Origin of the sequence: Microbulbifer agarilyticus S89, from assembly GCF_000220505.1 — a bacterium.
GTDB classification, from domain to species: domain Bacteria; phylum Pseudomonadota; class Gammaproteobacteria; order Pseudomonadales; family Cellvibrionaceae; genus Microbulbifer; species Microbulbifer agarilyticus_B.
In genome coordinates, this window is sequence record NZ_AFPJ01000028.1 from 16,149 (window position 1) to 34,982 (window position 18,834).

The following is an 18,834-nucleotide window of genomic DNA, read 5'->3' on the forward strand; positions in this document are numbered from 1 at the left end:
GCGAACGAAATTTGGTGTGCGCCGGAACGCAGGCACCGCAGCGCACACAAAGTGCGTGAGGATGGCGAGTACCGCCGACCGCCAAAGTTCGGAGCGCAGTAGCTCTCACGAAATTTTTTTAGTTACAGCCACAGCCGCCTCCTGACCCACCTTCAGCACCACGGGCAGCCTCACGCGCTTCGTATACGTGATTCATAAAGCCGGCCGCCACCGGGTCCCGCTCAAAACTCATAATCGGGTCGGCGAGGTAGTGCCGCTCGTAGGGCTGCACCCAGGGTTCGGGCATTATGGTTTCGCAGCCACCCAGCAGTAACAGAGCCGGCAGTAACAGAAGCGCGCGCTTGGTCATGGCTTATTCCCGGATCAGTTCCTTGATGATTTTTTTGTACTCGGCTTCGTCACCGGTGCGGTAACCCTTGTGCACGTAGCGCACGTTGCCATCGCGGTCGATAAACACGGAGCTCGGCATGGCCTGTACGCCGAACAGCTTGCTCACGTCACTTTTGGAATCGAACAGGACCGGGAAATCCACTGGGATTTTATTCAGCATGGCCTGCGCGTCTGCCGGGTTGGCATCCACGTTCACACCCCACACCTGAAAGCCCACCGGCTCGTAGCGCGCGTGCAGGTCGTTCAGCAGTGGCATTTCTTCACGGCAGGGGCCACACCAGGAAGCCCAGAAGTTCAGCATGATCACTTCGCCGCGCTGCTCACTCAGCTTCAGGTTGCCATCTTTCAGCGAGGCCAGGGTGAAATCGCTGGCGGGGATCTTGGCGAAAACGGGGGCAGCAGCCAGCAAGGCTGCGCTGGTGCAAAGGGCGGCAATCAATTTACGCATGGATTGACTCCAGTAGTGTCTGTCTAGTTATTGTGTATTCAGAAATAAATCGAAACACCCAGTTGGGCGGAGAGATTGTTGGTGGTCAATGGCTCACCAAAGATCTCGTGTTCAAAAATGTGGTCGCGCACATCCAGGCGCAGGGCCAGCCAGTCCTGCGCGAGCATACGCACGCCGACACCGACGTTATAGGTGAAGTGTTCTTCACCGGCGAAGTTGGTATTGCCGGCGCCGCCGATCAGATACAGATTGCTGTTGAGCGCGAATTTATCCAGGATGAAAATTTCCCCAGGCAGGAAGTTCCAGGCTAGGGACAGGTTGTACATACTGAGATCGCGCTCGTCGTCGGTGAGCAGCGGCGCCGAGCCACTCAGGCGCTCGTAACTGGATTCACCCAGGGTGGCCTGGCCGTAGGCCGCTTCCATAAAGAAGTCTTCGTTGATGTGGTAGGCAAGGCTACCGCCGATCATGCGGTTGGTACCGAAGTCTTCGACACTGAGGATGCCACCGAGATAGACCGTGAACTCAAAGTCTTCACTATCGATCTTGGCCTCGCGAATCTCACGACGCTCCAGATCCGGCGAAATAATATCGTCGATATCGCCCGCGCTTTGCGCAAGCGCCGTGGAGGACATAGTACCTGCCAGCAGAAGGCTCGCGAGCTTTACATAAATACGTCGAATCCGAGTTTCCACTCGACTATCTCCTGGTTTTCTTCCCGCGAGGTCAGCAGGTAATGATTTGCAACTTCCGCGCGCAGGGCAAAGCGACGGGATAAATAGGTGGTGACGCCGATACCGGACAGCATGGTGGTGTCCTGGCGGTCTTCGGTGGCGACGATGGTGGCGTTGGGTGAGGTGATATTGATTCCGGTGCCGAGCAGGAAGTACGGGGATAGCCGCCACTGCGGAAAGGGCTGGTGCACCACCGCCACCTGGAAGGTGCGGCTATCGGAATAGGCGCCGATGGTCTGCGCTGCGCGCAGTTCCGCGGACAGGTTGCCGGTAAAGCGGTAGCCAAGGGACAAGCCCATGGAATTGGCACCGGCAAAGTCACCGTAGGCAAAGCCCATCCGGAAGCTCTGGTCCCGGTAGTCGTCGATACCTGGGGTGGGCACCACTACCTGTTCGCCCTCGGCGGTGTAGATTTCGTCGAGGTCGGCAATTTTGGCCCAGCCGGTTTTACCGGTGCGGGTCATAACCTTGACCCAGTCGGTACGGCGCTTCAGCAGCCACAGGGGCTCGCCATACTCCACTACATGATCGATCACATAGCCGCGGCCGGGGCCGGTGAATAAGTTGAGGAACTCCGCTCCGACGATAACTCGTTCGGTATCGAACGCCAGCGTCTCCGGCTGTCGGTCTTCGAACTGACGCGCGGAAAAGCTGTCGGTGACGAATACCTCACTCGACTCTTCTACCGAGTCACCAATCGTTTCCGGCTGCGCCGCGACGGTTGAGGAAAAACTCCCCAAGCCCCCCAAGATACATAGGGCCGCGGTCATTGCCACAGCCCTGCTTGCTCTAATATCGAGCTGCCTGTTCATTATTTAGTTAACCGGCGCTTCAAATGGATTGTTGTAATACTGCGCACCGATATCCAGCCATTCGGAAATCAAACGCAATTCCGCAGCAGACAATTCTCCCTCATGTATGCCCCCCGCTTCAAATACATTGAAGAAACGGCTGGCGTTGGCACCGTTGGTGTTCATGATCCGCTGAATATTGACAGTAACCATAACAGGAATCGGGTTGCCATCGGCATCGAGGATCTGCTCGCCGTTTTCATCGACCTCAAATAGCGGGTTACCGTCGTCATCGGTGTCCTGCACCAGCACATTCTGTACCGCGCCATCGCGCAGCTCTTCGGTGGGATTGTCGAAAATTAACTCAACATAGGAGGTGCTGTAGTTGTTGTTCACACCAGACGGGTCGCCGCGGAGATCCAGCTGCCCTGGCGGTACCTGCGCCATGCCCGCGGCATCGCGGTTGCTGTGGCAGGCGGTACAGGTGCGATCTTCCAGCACCGTACCCATGTCATCGGTAATTTCACGGGGCAGGTCCCAGATGGGCTGAATATGGTCGGGGTAGTGAATCACCGTGCGGCAATCCGCGCTCCAGCTGCTCAAACAGGGAAGAGTGGTCGGCGCCGGCGTGGTCAGGTCGCTCATCAACAGCTCGCTCGACGGATCCTTGGCGCGCAGCGCCGGGTCGGTCCAGTTGTCGGCAAACTTCAGGTCGCCCTCCAGCTCCGGGTGCCCGGCCACGCGCGCCAGCAGCTGCGCCATGGTTTCCCCCATGTCGGCAGTGAGGCCCGGCTCAGTATTGGCGAAGGGGGCGGCACTCGTGGGAGCACCGGCCCAGGCGGATTCCGGTTCCATATCCGTGCGCCCGTGCGGCACTTCGCTGTCTGCGAGGTGACAACCCTGGCACTTGCGCAATTCGCCAGCGCGGAACTGCAGCCAGTTGTTGTGACGACCGAACAGGCGGCGGCCATTTTCATCCACCACGGAAATGGCCAACGGGGTATCTGCCGGTACTTTTACCCGCACCGAGCCGTCGGGTTGAATCGGGGTATAACCAATGATTTCGCGCATCAACTGGCTGCGGTTGCGGCCAAACGCCGAGCGGTCGAAGTCCAGCACATCATCACTGGGAATGCCCACCGCCTTGACCACGCGCAGGAAGCGCGCCGGGCGCTCGGCGGCGGTGGTCTGCAGCGGGTCGGCAAGGACATCGATGTCCAGCAGCTGCATGCCGTCGATATCGTAAACGCTGCGAATATCCAGCACCGCCATGCCTTCATCGAAAAGATCGCGGTCAATATCGATACCGGGGATCGGCTGCGGGATAAAGGTCGGCACCGGGCGGGTATCCGCGGTAACCGCTTCGCTAATCATGATGCCGTCTTCCGGCTGGATGATTGGGCGCTGGGTGCCCTCGGCATAATCGTAAATCCACAGGCCGTAGAGCGGGTCGGCCGGTTCGATGTCCGGGGTTGCCAGCCACTCGTCGGTACAGGGCTGGGTAATGCCGGCCTCGGTTTCCGTTGCGGTGCCCGGCTCGATCACCCGGCACTCGCTCCAGCTCACCAGCAGACGACTGGTGCCATCGTGAAAGGCCCAGGCATTGGCAAACAGGCCGTGGGGTGACAGGCCGCCGTCGATAATGACCTGCTCCACCGACAGGGATTCCTGCCCCTGCAACACACCCTGCTGCTCTGGTTCGCTGTAGGCCTCAACGAAATTTTCGCCGTCGATCACCACCATGTCGCCGCCGTAGGCAATGCCCTCTGGTGCGCGCAGGGTCACGAGAATACGCCCATCCGGCATCTGCTGTGGCTTGCTGAAGGTAGCGGTAACCGGGTCGGTACCGGAGCCTGTACCGGTGGCCTGGCTGTGGTAGCCGTAATACAGCTGCAGGTCGGTACCGTCGGGCTTGACCGTATACAGGCTGAGGCGGTCACGCCCGCCCATATTGTCCCAGCGGTTGAACAGGATGCGGCCATTGGCCAGGACGGTCGGCGTAAGATCGTGGCTCTGGTTATAGGAAATTTGCTGGATATCGCTGCCGTCAGCTTCCATCACATGCAGCACGAATGCCGGGTCGTCGAGCCCTTCCGCCAGTGCGGAGAACTGCGGCTTGTTGTCATCCAGCAGCAGTGCGCGGGAGCGGCGCTGGCGGGTGGAGGTAAACACCAGGCGCCCATCGGGCAGGAACGCCGGGGAAATATCGTCGCCCTCCTCGGCAATCAGGTCCGAGGAAATAACCCGGGTAAGCTGTGCAGTCTCAAATTCGTATAGCCAGATATTCCAGCTCGGCTGCTCGTCATCATCCAGCCCTTCAATATTCGGCGCGCGCATGGCAAAAGCCAGCTGGCTACCATCGGCGGATACCGTCAGGTCTTTCACATCGTAACCACCCTCAAAGACGATGCCCGCCTCTTCATCATTGACGAACAGGCCCTCGGTCAGGGAGCGCTCTGGGGCGGTGGCAGTGGCGCGATCGCGCAGCAGTAGCTCAGCACCTGGATTGAAGGTGGCGGGGCGGTAGATGCTGTCGGCCGCAAGCGCACCCTCTTCATCCCGCGGTAGCGCGCGACGCACATACACCACCGGGTAATCCACAACGACGGGGTCTTCTGCCTGATCGCCTCCGAGGCCAGAACCATCACTTGAGCCACCGCCGCAACCGGCCAGTGCAATCGCAGAAAAAATAGACAGTAGTGACAATTTCCGACGGGCGGCCAGGGTCCGTGCACCAAAAGTTTTCAAGAACTCGTCCTCTTTACCCGCTACATCGTTCCGCGACGGATAATTACTCAATGATTTATTGTGAATTTTTAATGACAACCCGAGGGGGGAACGCAGTAACCACTCACCATTTACATCACAGCCTCACTGCATTTTGCTGGATGCTCGTCTGACAACGCAGCGCGATTTACCTTCGATTCTCCCGCCGGCAAATTTCGATCTCAAGCAATGCGCGGGGAAATTGCCAACCAGAACACGCTTTATATTTTTTCCGCTGGCGAATCCCTTGGTCTTCTTTACTATCTCTTCCACTCGCAATGTATACAAGTTGTACGGTACGACCGTCCGACAATAACAAGACGCAAAACGCTCCATGATGAAAATGACTTCGTCCGCTACCCGGGCGCTGCTTGCAGCAACCGCCTGCCTCAGCGCTGCTATCTCTTTGCCGACATTGGCTGGGCCGCAAGAGCAAGCGGCGCAAATGCACAGCCGCCTGACCGGCGTGAAACCCAGTGTCAGCGTACTTACCGAAATGGCCGAACACATTGCCAACGGCAATGCCGCCAGCGCAGCCCAGCTGGCAATGGAAAATGATTCTTTCTACAACGTAACCCTGAAGAACCTGGTTACGCCATGGACCAATCGCGACGGCGACAATTTTGCGCCGTTGAACGACTACACCGCAACCGTGATCGGCATGGTGCGCGACGATGTGGACTTCCGTGAGATTCTCTCTGGCGACATTATCTATACCGGCGCCTCCGGTTTAGGCCTGCCCGCCTACAACAATGCCAACAACGATCACTATGCGGCATTGGAAGCCGCTGGCTACCCACTGCAGACCACCCTGGAACGCCAGGCCCAGTCGTCAGTAACCGGCTTGCCCAGCGATGCCACCGCCGGGGTAATGACCACCCGTGGCGGCGCCAAGGCATTTTTCTATGCCGGCACCAATCGCGCCATGTTCCGCTTTACCCTGATGAACCACCTGTGCCGCGACCTCGAGCAGGTGCACGACACCTCGCGACCACCGGATCGCATTCGCCAGGACGTGAGCCGCAGTCCCGGTGGCGACAGCCGCGTATTCCAGAACAATTGCGTCGGCTGCCACAGCGGCATGGATCCGATGGCCCAGGCCTTCGCCTACTACAACTACGAGTACGATGTGGAAAATGACCCAACCGGCGAAGACGGCCGGCTGGATTACAACCGCAGCGGCGATACCGACCCCAGCACCGGCACCCGAGTGCAGGCCAAAAACCATATCAACAGCGCCACCTTCCCCTACGGCTTTGTCATTCCCGATGACAAGTGGGACAACTACTGGCGCGAGGGCCCGAACCTGCATCTCGGCTGGAGCGATGCGTTGCCGGGCAGCGGCAACGGCGCCAAGTCCATGGGCCAGGAGCTTGCCAACAGCCAAGCCTTTGCCCAGTGCCAGGTCACCAAGGTGTTTGAGCAGGTGTGCCTGCGCGCACCGGAAGACAGCGCCGACCGCAATCGCATCAGCAGTATCACCGACAGCTTCACCAGCAATGGCTACAAGCTGAAGCAGGTGTACGCCGACACTGCTGTTTACTGTGCGGGGGAGTAACGCCATGAACTACGAGACTCCAGCGACCAGCACCAGCCACAAGAATTCCCTGCAGACCATGTCCGATTTTTGCCAGCTTGTTGTGCGCCCGCGCCTGCGCCGGGCCGCACTGTTATCCACCATTCTCAGTACCGCCGTGCTGGTCGCCTGTTCCGGCGGCAGCGGGCAGTCCACCGAAGAACTGCCCAACACCAATCCCGATTCCGGTGATACCAGCTATGCCGGCCCGGCCCCGGAAAGTGAAGACGTACAGAACTACAAGCGCTATATCTGGGACAACCTGGCGGCGGAAAACCGCTGTGGCAGCTGCCATGTGGAAGGCAACCAGAGCCCGCGCTTTGTGCGCGGTGACGATATCAACCTCGCGCACAGCGAAGGCCGCGACCTCGTCAACCTGGGTGCGCCGGAAGAATCCCGCCTGGTGACCAAGGTGGCCAGCGGCCACAACTGCTGGCTCGCCAGTGCCGATGCCTGTGCGGACATTATCACCGGCTACATCGCCGACTGGGCCTCTGCGGCTGGCTCGGTGGCCAGCACGATTACCCTGACGGCACCCACCGAGCGCGATGTCGGCGAGAGCAAAAGCTTCCCCGAATCCAGCGGCAACTTCGAGAACACCATTTATCCGTTACTGGAGCAATACTGCTCCAGCTGCCACAGCGAAGATGCCGGTACCGCACAACAGCCGTACATTGCCAGTAGCGATGTGGACCAGGCCTATGAGGCGGCGAAGTCGCGGATTGACCTGGATAGCCCGGAGAACTCCCGCCTGGTAGTGCGCCTGGGTAGCGACTTCCACAACTGCTGGAGCAACTGTGCGGACAACGCCGATACCATGGCTGCGGCAATTCGCGAATTTGCCGACGGGATTTCGGTAACCGCGGTGGACCCCAGCTGGGTAATCAGCAAGGCGCTGTACCTCACCGACGGTGTGGTAAGCAGTGGCGGTGGCCGTATCGACAACAACGCGATCGCACTGTACGAATTCAAAACCGGCAGCGACGACATCGCCTACGACACCTCCGGTATCAACCCCGCCATCGACCTGAAGCTCTCCGGTGACTACGAATGGCTCGGCTCCTGGGGTGTACAGCTGACCGGTGGCAAGGCCCAGGCAACCACCGCCACCAGCAAGCGTCTGTTCGACACCCTGAGTGGCACCGGCGAATACACCATCGAAGCGTGGGTAGCCCCGGCCAACGTGGTACAGGAAGGCCCGGCGCGGATCGTCAGCTACTCCGGTGGCAACGATATCCGCAACTTCACCCTCGGCCAGGCGATGTACAACTACACCTTCCAGAACCGCAACGATGCCAGCACCAATGCGGATGGCATGCCGGCGCTGATCACCGACGATATGGCCGAACGCGCGCAGGCAACCCTGCAGCATGTGGTGGCCACCTTCGACCCGATCAACGGTCGCCGCCTGTATGTGAACGGTGAATTCACTGGTGACGAAGACCCAGTAGAGCCGGGCCTGCTGTCGACCTGGGACGACACCTTCGCGCTGGTACTGGGCAGCGAAGTCTCCAACGAAAACCAGTGGCACGGCTCCGTGCGCCTGCTGGCAATTCACTCCCGCGCACTGAGCCAGGACGACATCCTGACCAACTACGATGCGGGCGTGGGCGAAAAATACCTGCTGCTGTTCAAGGTCGAAGAAGAGACCAACGTGCCGGAAGGCTACGTCATGTTCGAGGTACAGCAGTTCGACAACCACGGCTACCTGTTCAGCGAACCCAAGTTCATCAGCCTGGAAGACGGTGTTACCCCGGACGGTATTGTGATCCAGGGTATGCGCATTGGCATCAACGGTCGCGAGGCCGTAGTTGGGCAGGCGTGGGCGAACCTCGACACCACGGTGAGCGCAGCGGATTACGATGCGGAGACCGGCCAGAAATTGTCTCCCCTCGGTACCATCATCACCCTGGAGAAAGGCCCCACCTCGGACGAGTTTTTCTTGACCTTTGAACGCCTGGGCAATCAAGAGTTTGTCCGCGTGGAAGCGACTCCGGCGGCACCGGCCGCTGCGGCCGACCTGGCGCCGCAGCCACGTATCGGTATCCGTCGCTTTGAGCAGATCCATGCCGCGCTGTCTGCCGCCACCGGTATTCCCAGTGCCCATCCGGAAGTGGTGGACACCTGGGAGAAGGTGAAACAGCAGTTACCGGTCGAAGCGGATATTCAGGGTTTCCTCGCCGCCCAGCAGATGGGTATTACCCAGCTGGCAGTGAAGTACTGCAGCACCTTGGTCGACGACAGCAGTGCGCGCGCCAGCTACTTCTCTGGCTTCGACTTCTCTGCTGCGGCGGACACGGCATTTAACACCGACACAAAGCGTGCCCAGGTTCTCGACCCGCTGCTGGAAAACCTGCTGGGCCGGCCGATCACCTGGAGCGCTGCCGTGGGCGGCCACACCGCGCAACTGGGCACCGCACCGGATGAAAGTGCGGTGCGCACCGAGCTGAATGGGCTGATCGACAAAATGACCGCCTGTGGTACTGGCTGCAGCGCCGACCGCACCGCCACCACCGTCAAGGCCGCCTGTGCCGCCGCGATGGGCAGTGCGATGATTTTGATCCACTAAATTTTTGCGCCTGCGCTTCGCCGAGCGGAGCGCAACGACAACCAAACGCAATTAAAAATACGCAAGACCCGGGAACCCGGAAACGTCATGAGCAAGAAAAAACATTTTGAACTGGACCAACCACTGCGCCATCCGGACCACCACCGCCCGGTAAGTCGGCGGGACTTCCTCGGCCAGGGTTTCCGTGCCGGTATGGCGACCGTGCTGGGCGGTTCCGTATTCAGCCTGTTCGCCAATCCGGCACAGGCAGAAGTCAGCCTGTCGTCAGACTTGGAAGCCATTCGCGGCCTGTGCGGCGTCAGTAAAAACGGCGCAGGCAAGATTCCCTTTATCTGCTTTGACCTGGCCGGTGGTGCCAACATTGCGGGCTCCAACGTGCTCGTCGGCAAGCAGGGTGGTCAGTTCGACTTCCTGAGCACCGCGGGTTACAGCAAGCAGGGCCTGCCCGGCGACATGGTGCCCTCGCTGACCGACGGTACCGGCAACCCGCTGTACAACACCGACCTGGGCCTGGCATTTCACAGTGACAGCCAGATGCTGGCGGGCATCCTGGAAAAAGTCTCTCCCGGTACCGCGGGTGCCATTAATGGAGCGGTGATTCCGGCACGTTCGGAAAACGATACCGGCAACAATCCGCACAACCCCATGTACGGTATCAATCGCGCGGGCGCCAACGGTTCACTGCTGGCCCTGATCGGTTCCCAGACCAGCGAATCCGGTGGCAACTCCATGGCGCCGATGGACCTGATTAACCCGGAAGTTCGCCCCACCAAAATCGACCGTCCGTCGGACGTTACCGGCCTGGTAGACGTGGGTGACCTGGTTGGCCTGCTCAGCCAGGAAGACACGGTTGCGGTGATGGAATCCATGTACCGCATCTCCAACTCCAAGCTCGGCAAGGTCAATACCCGCGTCACCAACGATGCCGTGATTAAAGACCTGGTGAAGTGTGGCTACATGAAGAGCGCCGATCTCGCCGCGCGCTTTGGCGACCCGTCTGCACTGGATCCTGCGCTGGACCCGGATATTGTCGGCCCTGCCGGTATTTTCAGCTCCAGTGAATTCCTCAGCGATCGCGAGTTCCAGAAAGCAGCGTCCACCATGAAGCTGGTGATCAATGGCTATGCCGGTGCTGGCACCATCACCATGGGCGGTTACGATTACCACACCGGCGATCGCGCCACCGGCGAGCTGCGCGACCTGCGCGCTGGCCGCTGTATCGGTGCCTGCCTGGAATATGCACGCCGGGTTAACCAGCCGCTGATGGTTTATGTATTCAGTGATGGCTCCGTATTTAGTAACGGTATGATCGATGACTCCGCGGAAGGCCGCGGTAAAGGTGTGTGGACCGGCGACAACCAGCAAACCGCTGCGTCTTTCTTCCTGGTGTACAACCCTGCAGGGCGCCCGCAGTTGCTGGGCGGCAGTGCTGATGAGCAGGCACGCCATCAGCAACTGGGTTACATGCGCGCGTCCGGTGATGTGGAAACTGCCGGTAGCCCGGCGGCGAACAACGTCAACCAGCTGGTGCAGACCGTGGTACTGAACTACATGGCGCTGCACGGCGAACAGGGCAACTTTGGTAGCCTGTTCCCCAATCACGGCCTGGGCAATGCCAGCCTGATGGACAGCCTGACGGCGTTCCAGCCGATCATCTAATTAATAATGAGTTAGCGACGTAACAAGATGTACCCGATTCGCCTTCTAATGTTGGCCTGTTGCCTGTGTGGCGCCGGCACGGCACATGCCGAGTGGCACTACGACAAGCAGGCCATTATGGGTACCGAGGTACATCTGCAGTTCTGGCACGAGGACAAGGCGCAGGCGACGCAGATTACCTCCGCAGTGATGGACGAGTTTCGCCGTATCGATGGTGCGCTTTCGCCGTACAAGGAAGATAGCGAGCTGTCGCAAGTGAATCGCACCGCGGGCAAGGCAGCGGTAAAGGTATCCGATGAGCTGGCACGAATTGTGGATAAGTCCCTGTTCTATAGCCGGCAAACGGGCGGGGCCTTCGATATCACCTATGCGACGGTGGGCAGCCTGTATAACTTTCGCGAGAAAAAACAGGCAGACAAACAAACCACCGACAGCCTGCTCGATGCTGTGGGCTACCAGCATATCGAGCTTGACCGCGCGTCAGGTACACTGCGCTTCGCTGACCACCGTACCAAGATTGACCTTGGCGGTATCGCCAAGGGCTACGCGGTGGACCGTGCTGTCGATATTCTGAAACATTACGGTGTTACCAATGCCAATGTAAGTGCCGGTGGCGACGCCCGCCTGATTGGCGACAAACGCGGTAAACCCTGGCTGGTTGGCATTCGCCACCCCAGAGACAAAAGCAAAAATGCCGCGGTAATACCGCTGGAAAATACCGCCCTGTCCACATCCGGGGATTACGAGCGGTTTTTTATCGATGACGACGATCACCGGGTGCACCACATCTTCAACCCGGCCACAGGAAAGCCCACCGAAAGTGCCAGCCAGCACCGCGGCCAGAGCAGTGACGCTCAGAACGAAGATGTACAAAAATTAATTAGCGTTAGCGTGATTGGCCCGCAGGGTTTCGATACCGATCCACTCTCCACCAGTGTTTTTGTCCTGGGCAAAAGCAAAGGGCTCGCACTGATCGAGCGCATGGACGGATTTGAAGCCATCGTGATCGATGCCAACCGCCGGATGTTTTTCTCGAGTGGACTTGGCAACCCCTGAGCAGGTCACGATGAAAAGTGCCCGGAGAGAATCCGCTTGGACCCAAAGGGCTAACGCAAAAGAAATACGTGCACCAGCACGACAAAAATGTGAATAAAGTCACACACAAGGTGTGACACCCTGACATAATCGCGCCCCCGTTTGTGCGAATAATTAACGACAATCGAACACTCTATTTTTCAGGTTTTACCATGTTCTCCCTGCGTCACCTTCCCAGCCCAAGCACCGGTATCCGTACCAAATTCGGTGCGCTGCTTACCGCACTCACTTTGATGACCGCAGGGCAGGCCTTTGCCCAGGAAGGCGACTTTCCCGCAGAGGACCTGGAGTCCCTGAAAAAAGAAGTGTTGAAGCTAAACCGGGATCTGCTGGTACTGGAAGAAGACCTGCTGTTCCCCGCGCAAAGCCAGGTGGCGGTGTACGTTTCCATGGACGTTGGCCACTTTTTTGACCTGGACTCGGTAAAGCTGCATATCAACAACAAGCTGGTGGAAACCCACCTGTATACCGAGCACCAGAAAGATGCCCTGTTCCGCGGCGGCATCCAGCCCCTGTTCAAGGGCAACCTGAAGTCCGGCGAACATACCATTACGGCGTTTTTTAATGGCACCGGCCCCGAACAGCGCGAATTCAAGCGCGCCGCCAGCCTGGACCTGAAAAAGACCGATGAACCCGCAGTGATCGAACTGCGGATTTCCGATGCTGGCAGCAAGCAGCAGCCGGAGTTCACTGTCGTCGAATGGCCGGCACCCTGAGTTTCCCATGGGGTCTGCTGTGCTTAAACAAGCTTCTCTGGCGCTCGCGCTGACCGGCATTATTGCCGGGGCCAGCCCCTGTTTTGCGCAGGAGGCGCCTGCACCAGAGCCTGCCGCGGCGGCGGGCAAGCAAAAATTTCAACAGGCACAGGACATGCGCTACGGCGCCGCCCTGTACCACTACTTTCAGGGCAACACCTTTGATGCCCTGAGCACCCTGATGGTGTCCGACCTGCGCGGCGGAATCTCCCATCATGCGGACAACGCCGACCTGATCCGCGGCGGTATCAGCCTGGCATTTGGCCTCGAGCGCCAGGCAGCCACACTGTTCGAGCAACAGCTACAGAAAGCCGTCGATGAAGAAAATCATCAGCGCCTGACGCGCTTTCGCCAGATCGCCTGGATGAAGCTTGCAGAGCTGAATTATCGGCACCAGAACTGGGACACCGCGGCCCAGCAGCTGGAAAAATCCGGAGCCATCCACGAGACCACCCTGACCCTCAACCTGGCGATCCGCAACAACGATCTCGGTCAGGCCGCGCAGCTGTTGCGTATGGCCGACCTTCCGGTGGCGGAGCGCGTGCTCGGGCACAACAACCTGGCCGCAGCGTTTGCACGCGGCGAATACTTCCCGGCAGCGGCCGAGGAATACCAACGCGCAGCCGACCTGGTGGACACCGTCACGCTGGATAAAGATCTCGACGAGGCACTGCGCGAAGAGCTGTATATCCTGCGGGACAAAGCGCGCATCGGCGCGGGTTACGCCCTTACGCTGCAAGGGGATTACACGTCGGCAGCTGATGAATTCCGCCGGGTGAGGCTCGACACACCCTGGTCAGCGGATGCGCTGCTCGGCCTCGGCTGGGCGTCGGTGAATGGCCAGATGCACACCCAGGCGGTGGATGCGCTGGGCTACCTGATCCGACAGAACCCGTTGCTACCGCAAGTACAGGAAGCACTGCTTGCGCTGCCGTACACCTACGAGGCACTGGACCGCCCGAAGCTCGCGCTGCGCACTTACCAGAGTGCCGAGCAGCAATACCAGCGCGCCCTTACCGACCTGAACAATCTGCACAGCGCCGCCGCACAATTGCAGTTCGCGGAGATTGATGGCGACGAAAAAATCGACCTGCAGCGCTATGGCTGGCTGGAAGATGCAGAAACCCCCGCACTGATTCGCATGAACCAGCACTACCTGCTGCAGATGATGCAAAGTGATCGCCTGCAGCTGCAATTGTCGGAACTGCGCGATCTGCAACAACTGCGCCGGGTGCTGGATCGCTGGCAGCAACGCCTGCCCGAGTTTCACAACCTAATCGAGGAACGCGAGCAGCGCCGACTCACTATTGTGCAGGCACACGACAGTGCCCAGTACGACCAGCAGGTACAAATCGCCGAGCAGCAACTGGATGAATTACAGACGTCGCTGCAGCGTATCGAATCGGAAAAAGACAGCCTCGCCTTGTTAGCCACGCAAACCGGCGAGACGGCAGAGTTCCTGCAAATGCTGCGCGAAGCCGAACAGCGATACATGCGCTTGAGTCGCGCGGGCAAAACCAGTAACTATCAGCAGCAGACCCTGGCGCGCGCACGTGGCATTTTGCAGTGGCAAGCGTCGGAGCAGTACCACCAGAACCTGTGGGAAAAACGCAAAACCATCACCGAGCTGGAAAACGTCCTCGTCGATGCCGCGCGCAATCAGCGCCAGGTCGCGCGCATCGCTGCCGAAGCGCCACAACTCAACCTACTGAGCGGCAGCGTCGACGATGCCGGCCTGCGCATCAATCAGCAGCGCAATGCGATTGACCGCGCCAGCGCGGTCATCGAAACCCAGATTCGTTCAGACCTGCAGAGCGCCCTGAGCGGCGCCCGCGACCGTGTTGAGCAATATATTGCGCACACGCGCCTGGCCATCGCCCGCATTCAGGATGCCGCCATGCAAGGCCAGTACGACCTGCCCACCCCGCCCGCAGCCGAAGCGGCGACGGAGATAGAGCCTTCAGCGGGTCAAGAGCCTTCAGCCGGAGAAGAGCCCTCAGCGGGTCAAGAGCCCTCAGCGAATAGAGAGCCTTCAGCTGAACAAGAGCCCTCAGCGGATAGAGAGCCTTCAGCTGAACAAGCGCCCTCAGCGAATCAAGAACTGGAGCCGGCACTGTGAGTGTTTTGTTTTCACGCCCGCACCGCAAACAATTGCTCGCTCTCGCGGTGTGCGCAACGGCAGCACTGGGCGGCTGTGCCGGTTATGTGGATAACAGCAAGACCCTGGCGGACCTGCCAACGGCTGCGCTGCCACCGGAGCCTCTGGTCGCCATGCCCAAGCTGGAAATTCCGGCGCTGATCAACAGCTACCAGAAAGCGCTGTCTTCGCAACAGGATCCCAAGACCCGCCGTCAGATCCAACTGCGCCTGGCGGACCTTGAAATGGAACGCCTGGAACAACAGCAGGAAGACAACCCGGAAATGGCCGTGGCCTATGCCGAGGCCGTGCGCCATTACGAAGCGCTGCTGAAAACCTCTGCTGACGACGATTACCTGGCCTACCGCCTGGCCCGTGCCCGCGCCCTCGATGGCAATGCACCGGGCGCCCTCGACGCACTGGAAACCATTGTTCAGCGCAACCCGGAGTCGCCCTTTATTGCCGAGGCGCTGTTCCGTCGCGGTGAAGCCGCCTTTGGGCGCAAGCAGTACCGGGCCGCGGAGCGCGATTTTGCCGAAGTGCTGTCCGAGGGCGATACGCCCTTCGCGCGCAACGCCCGCTACATGCTCGGCTGGAGCCAGTTCAAAGATGCGCGCTACAAGGCCGCCAGCGAAACGTTCCTGACGCTGATGGATGACCTGCTGGCGGAGAACAGCGAAGAGCAAAAACTTCTCGGCCAGCTCGATAAAGGTGAGCGTCGCCTGGCCAACGACACCCTGCGGGTTCTGGCACTGGGCTTCAACTATCTGGGCGGTGCCGAGGTCATCGAGTCGTTTGTCTCCGACGCAGGTCCGCGCTCATACCACCACCTGCTGTACCGCGGACTGGGTGACTGGTATGCGGAAACCGAGCGCTACCGGGATGGTGCACAAACCTTCCTGACCTTCGTGTCGCGCTACCCGCAAACCGACCAGGCGCCGCAAATGCATGTACGCGCGGTAGAGATCTTGCAGCAGGGCAACTTCCCCAGCGAAGTGATCCCGGCGAAACGCGAGTTTGTTGCGCGCTACGGCAGCCGCGCCGGTTACTGGCAAACGGCGGCGGAACCAAAACGACGGTTGCTGGAGGTGCATCTGAAGCCCTGGCTCGAGGAGCTGGCACGTTTTGACCACGCCCGCGCCCAGGCCCTGGCCAAAGAGGCACAGAATCCGAAGAATCGCGGCAAGGCCGCGGCCCGGGCCCAGCAACAGTCGCGCGAAGCCTTTATCGTTGCCGCCACGCTGTACCGCGAATTTACCGACACCTTCCCGGACGATCCCAAGACCCCGGAGCTGACCTTCCTGATGGCGGAAAGCCTGAATGAAGCCGGGCAATATGCGCAGGCATTTGGCGCCTATCGCCGGGTGGCCTGGGGCTTTTCCGCAGAAACTGGCAACACGCCGCCACAAGCGACCGAAGCCGGTTATGCGGCGATCCTGATGGCCGGGCGTGTGTATGATGCCGAAAAGCAGATCAAGAACAATGAAGAGCAGGCCAACCTCTGGCTCGACCTGAAAACCGAAACCAGCCTGCGTTTTGCCGACAGCTGGTCACAGGATCCCCGTGCATTGCCGGCCCAGCTGGATGCGGCCCACAACTTGTTTGCCCAGTATCGCCACCAGGAAACCATCGATGCGGCCATCAAGGCGGCTGGCTGGCAGCCACCGCCCAACCCCAAACAGCGCCGCAGTATTCTGCTCCTGTTAGGCCACAGCCAATTTGAAACGGAAAACTACCCGGCAGCGGAACTGGCCTATGCCCAGTTGCTCGGCGGCATGGCCAGCGACGACCCGGATTACACCAGCACCCGCGACCGCTTGCAGTCATCCATCTACAAGCAGGCGGAAGTGATTCTGAGCCAGGTGCCGCTGACCACCGACAGCATGGAATTCGTGGCACCCACGGAAGAAGCGATTGAGCTGCTGTTGCGTGTGCGTGAGAGCGGCCGTTCCGCAATCGCGGCAACCGCGCAGTACGATGCGATCAACCAGCTGATGCGCCTGGAGCGTTGGCCGCGGGCACACACCGAGCTGGTGGACTTCCGCAAATTTTATCCACAGCATGAGCTGACACCGACGCTGACCGCCAAAGCCGTCGTGGTGTACCAGAGCATGGACCTGCCGGAAGCCGCGGCCAGGGAATTGCTGGTGCTGGCACAAACCGATAGTGACCCGAATGTGCGCCGCGATTCGCTGTACCTGGCGGCGGAGCAGTTTGAGGTTGCGGGCAAGCGCGCGCGTGCCATTGATGCGTACCGCCAGTATGCCCGCGACTGGCGCGAGCCGGCGCTGCAAAACCTGGAAGCGCAGCATCAGCTGGTCACCCTGTACGGCAAAGCCGGCGACCAGTCCGCGCGTAACCAGTGGTTGAAGAGCCTGGCGAGCAACAAGGTATCCGAGCCGCGCGGCCGCTACCTCGCTGCGTTTGCGCAAAATGAACTGGCGAGCCAGAGCTTTGCGCGCTTCGAGCGGCTGGCGCTGACCCTGCCGCTCAAACAAAGTCTGCGCAATAAAAAGCAGGCGATGGAAACCACCGTTGCGGACTACAAGAAAGTACTGGAATTTGGCATTGCCGAATTTACCACCGCAGCCAACTATCGCCTGGCAGAAATTTATCGCCAGTTGAGCCGCGACCTGATGGATTCGCAGCGCCCCAATGGCCTGAATCCGCTAGAACTCGAGCAGTACGAAATCCTGCTGGAAGAACAGGCCTATCCGTTCGAGGAAAAAGCCATCGAACTGCATGAGGCCAACATCAAGCGCACCGCCGATGGCGTCTACGACGAGTGGATCAAGAACAGCTTCTCCTCACTGGAAAACCTGCTCCCCGCCCGTTACCGCAAACCCGAATCAACTGTGGAGTGGAGCGATGCCGCCTATTAATCGCGACCTGCGCGCAGGTGCCGCCCTACTGGCACTGGGCGCACTACTGCTCAGTGGCTGTGCCAGCAACCCGGGTACGCCCGACGCAGACGCGGTGACCTCGCCCAGCGCCGACGGTGCATTGGTGAAACGGGTGGCCTCACCCAACCCCTACCTGAGTGCAGCATCCGGCGTGCCTTCTGGTGCGCAACAGGCACTGGCGAACGCGCGCGGTTACTTCGAACAACAACAGTTTACAGCGGCGGAAACCGAGCTCCAGCAAGTGGTAAGCCAGTGGCCGGAACTATCTGGAGCCTGGCTCAACCTGGCGAAAGTGCAGCTGAAGCTGGAACAACCGGAGCAGGCAGAGCAAAGCCTGCAACAGGCGGTTACTGCCAACGCCAGAAACGTGTTTGCCTGGAACTCCCTCGGTGTATTGCTGCGTGACCAGGGGCGTTTTGACGAAGCGCGCGAGGCGTATCAGAGCGCGCTGAGCCAGTGGCCCGACTTTGCCATGGGCCACCGCAACCTGGGAATTCTCTTCGACCTCTACCTGCACAAACCGGAACAGGCCTTGCATCACTACCGCGAAGCCCAGGCACTGGAAACAGAGGAAGACCGGATGCTGAAAGGCTGGATTATGGATCTGGAGCGCAGACTGTAAATGAAACCGATCAAACGCGTCCGTATGGCAGCTGCTGCCATTAGCTGTACCTTTGCGTTGCTTTCAGGCGCGGCACTGGCGCAGGAAGATGACGGTGATGTTATTTCACTGGAGTCCACCATTGTCGGTAGCCAGGAACAGCCCAAAGTGCTGTACATCATTCCCTGGAAGCAGGCCACCAGTCTGGAGAAAATCGAGAGCACATTGCCCAATGCAATCACCCATAGTTTCCAGCATCAGGAATACTCGGAATTGCACCGGGAAATTAAATTACTCAAGGCCGCAGATGCCAAAGAATAAATGGGGCTACTAGTACCAAGAGACTAGCGCCCAAATAACGTTTTCAGAAATACATTCAACTTAATCACAACAAGAATCTTTACGTCCCG

Annotated in this window: 14 protein-coding genes; 9 read left to right on the forward strand and 5 right to left on the reverse strand. The window is 59.5% G+C overall.

The features are described 5' to 3' along the window. Positions 1–118: 118 nt before the first annotated feature. From AS89_RS0107740 to AS89_RS0107760, 5 genes are read right to left on the reverse strand one after another with little or no spacing between them, the layout of a single operon-like run. Positions 119–349: a DUF4266 domain-containing protein gene (locus tag AS89_RS0107740; protein ID WP_010131931.1), complete on the reverse strand. Its 231-nt coding sequence runs from the start codon at positions 347–349 to the stop codon at positions 119–121. Between the two features lie 3 nt (positions 350–352). Further along, entirely contained in the window at positions 353–838 is a 486-nt protein-coding gene (locus AS89_RS0107745) for a TlpA family protein disulfide reductase (protein WP_010131932.1), read from the reverse strand. A gap of 38 nt (positions 839–876) precedes the next feature. Next, a complete protein-coding gene (locus AS89_RS0107750; RefSeq protein ID WP_029249880.1) occupies positions 877–1,533 on the reverse strand; it encodes an outer membrane beta-barrel domain-containing protein in 657 nt (218 codons plus the stop codon). Then, positions 1,503–2,342, reverse strand: a complete 840-nt coding sequence (locus AS89_RS17155) for an SH3 domain-containing protein (RefSeq protein WP_010131934.1) — start codon at positions 2,340–2,342, stop codon at positions 1,503–1,505. The genes AS89_RS0107750 and AS89_RS17155 overlap by 31 nt, the downstream gene beginning before the upstream one ends. Positions 2,343–2,387: 45 nt before the next feature. Beyond that, on the reverse strand, positions 2,388–5,111 hold the full coding sequence (locus AS89_RS0107760; protein WP_010131935.1) for a PD40 domain-containing protein: 2,724 nt from the start codon (positions 5,109–5,111) through the stop codon (positions 2,388–2,390). Between the two features lie 463 nt (positions 5,112–5,574). On the opposite strand from AS89_RS0107760, the gene AS89_RS0107765 reads away from it, so the two are divergent. The 9 genes from AS89_RS0107765 to AS89_RS17165 all read left to right on the forward strand — a co-directional run bounded on the left by AS89_RS0107765 (position 5,575) and on the right by AS89_RS17165 (position 18,745). Beyond that, positions 5,575–6,687: a hypothetical protein gene (locus AS89_RS0107765; RefSeq protein ID WP_010131936.1), complete on the forward strand. Its 1,113-nt coding sequence runs from the start codon at positions 5,575–5,577 to the stop codon at positions 6,685–6,687. 4 nt (positions 6,688–6,691) lie between these two features. After that, positions 6,692–9,274: a LamG domain-containing protein gene (locus AS89_RS0107770; protein ID WP_010131937.1), complete on the forward strand. Its 2,583-nt coding sequence runs from the start codon at positions 6,692–6,694 to the stop codon at positions 9,272–9,274. Between the two features lie 87 nt (positions 9,275–9,361). Continuing rightward, on the forward strand, positions 9,362–10,933 hold the full coding sequence (locus tag AS89_RS0107775) for a twin-arginine translocation pathway signal protein (RefSeq protein WP_010131938.1): 1,572 nt from the start codon (positions 9,362–9,364) through the stop codon (positions 10,931–10,933). A gap of 48 nt (positions 10,934–10,981) precedes the next feature. Next, the gene (locus tag AS89_RS0107780) at positions 10,982–11,989 is read left to right on the forward strand and encodes an FAD:protein FMN transferase (RefSeq protein WP_010131939.1); all 1,008 of its coding nucleotides are present in this window, start codon (positions 10,982–10,984) and stop codon (positions 11,987–11,989) included. A 191-nt stretch (positions 11,990–12,180) separates the two neighbouring features. Beyond that, on the forward strand, positions 12,181–12,744 hold the full coding sequence (locus AS89_RS0107785; RefSeq protein WP_010131940.1) for a hypothetical protein: 564 nt from the start codon (positions 12,181–12,183) through the stop codon (positions 12,742–12,744). Between the two features lie 19 nt (positions 12,745–12,763). Then, positions 12,764–14,902, forward strand: coding sequence for a tetratricopeptide repeat protein (locus AS89_RS0107790; RefSeq protein WP_138976381.1), 2,139 nt, complete (start codon positions 12,764–12,766; stop codon positions 14,900–14,902). Next, positions 14,899–17,802 (forward strand): tetratricopeptide repeat protein, encoded by a 2,904-nt coding sequence (locus AS89_RS0107795; RefSeq protein WP_010131943.1) that lies wholly within the window; start codon positions 14,899–14,901, stop codon positions 17,800–17,802. The genes AS89_RS0107790 and AS89_RS0107795 overlap by 4 nt, the downstream gene beginning before the upstream one ends. Beyond that, the gene (locus AS89_RS17160) at positions 17,789–18,445 is read left to right on the forward strand and encodes a tetratricopeptide repeat protein (protein ID WP_010131944.1); all 657 of its coding nucleotides are present in this window, start codon (positions 17,789–17,791) and stop codon (positions 18,443–18,445) included. Before AS89_RS0107795 ends, AS89_RS17160 begins: the two co-directional genes overlap by 14 nt. Further along, positions 18,446–18,745: a hypothetical protein gene (locus AS89_RS17165; protein WP_010131945.1), complete on the forward strand. Its 300-nt coding sequence runs from the start codon at positions 18,446–18,448 to the stop codon at positions 18,743–18,745. Positions 18,746–18,834: the final 89 nt, after the last annotated feature.

Excerpts from the sequence above, each read along its gene's own strand:
- AS89_RS0107740 (WP_010131931.1), bottom strand. The coding sequence starts at position 349 with ATGACCAAGCGCGCGCTTCTGTTACTGCCGGCTCTGTTACTGCTGGGT.
- AS89_RS0107745 (WP_010131932.1), bottom strand. The coding sequence starts at position 838 with ATGCGTAAATTGATTGCCGCCCTTTGCACCAGCGCAGCCTTGCTGGCT.
- AS89_RS17155 (WP_010131934.1), bottom strand. The coding sequence starts at position 2,342 with ATGACCGCGGCCCTATGTATCTTGGGGGGCTTGGGGAGTTTTTCCTCA.
- AS89_RS0107765 (WP_010131936.1), top strand. The coding sequence starts at position 5,575 with ATGCACAGCCGCCTGACCGGCGTGAAACCCAGTGTCAGCGTACTTACC.
- AS89_RS0107770 (WP_010131937.1), top strand. The coding sequence starts at position 6,692 with ATGAACTACGAGACTCCAGCGACCAGCACCAGCCACAAGAATTCCCTG.
- AS89_RS0107775 (WP_010131938.1), top strand. The coding sequence starts at position 9,362 with ATGAGCAAGAAAAAACATTTTGAACTGGACCAACCACTGCGCCATCCG.
- AS89_RS0107780 (WP_010131939.1), top strand. The coding sequence starts at position 10,982 with ATGTTGGCCTGTTGCCTGTGTGGCGCCGGCACGGCACATGCCGAGTGG.
- AS89_RS0107785 (WP_010131940.1), top strand. The coding sequence starts at position 12,181 with ATGTTCTCCCTGCGTCACCTTCCCAGCCCAAGCACCGGTATCCGTACC.
- AS89_RS17160 (WP_010131944.1), top strand. The coding sequence starts at position 17,789 with ATGCCGCCTATTAATCGCGACCTGCGCGCAGGTGCCGCCCTACTGGCA.
- AS89_RS17165 (WP_010131945.1), top strand. The coding sequence starts at position 18,446 with ATGAAACCGATCAAACGCGTCCGTATGGCAGCTGCTGCCATTAGCTGT.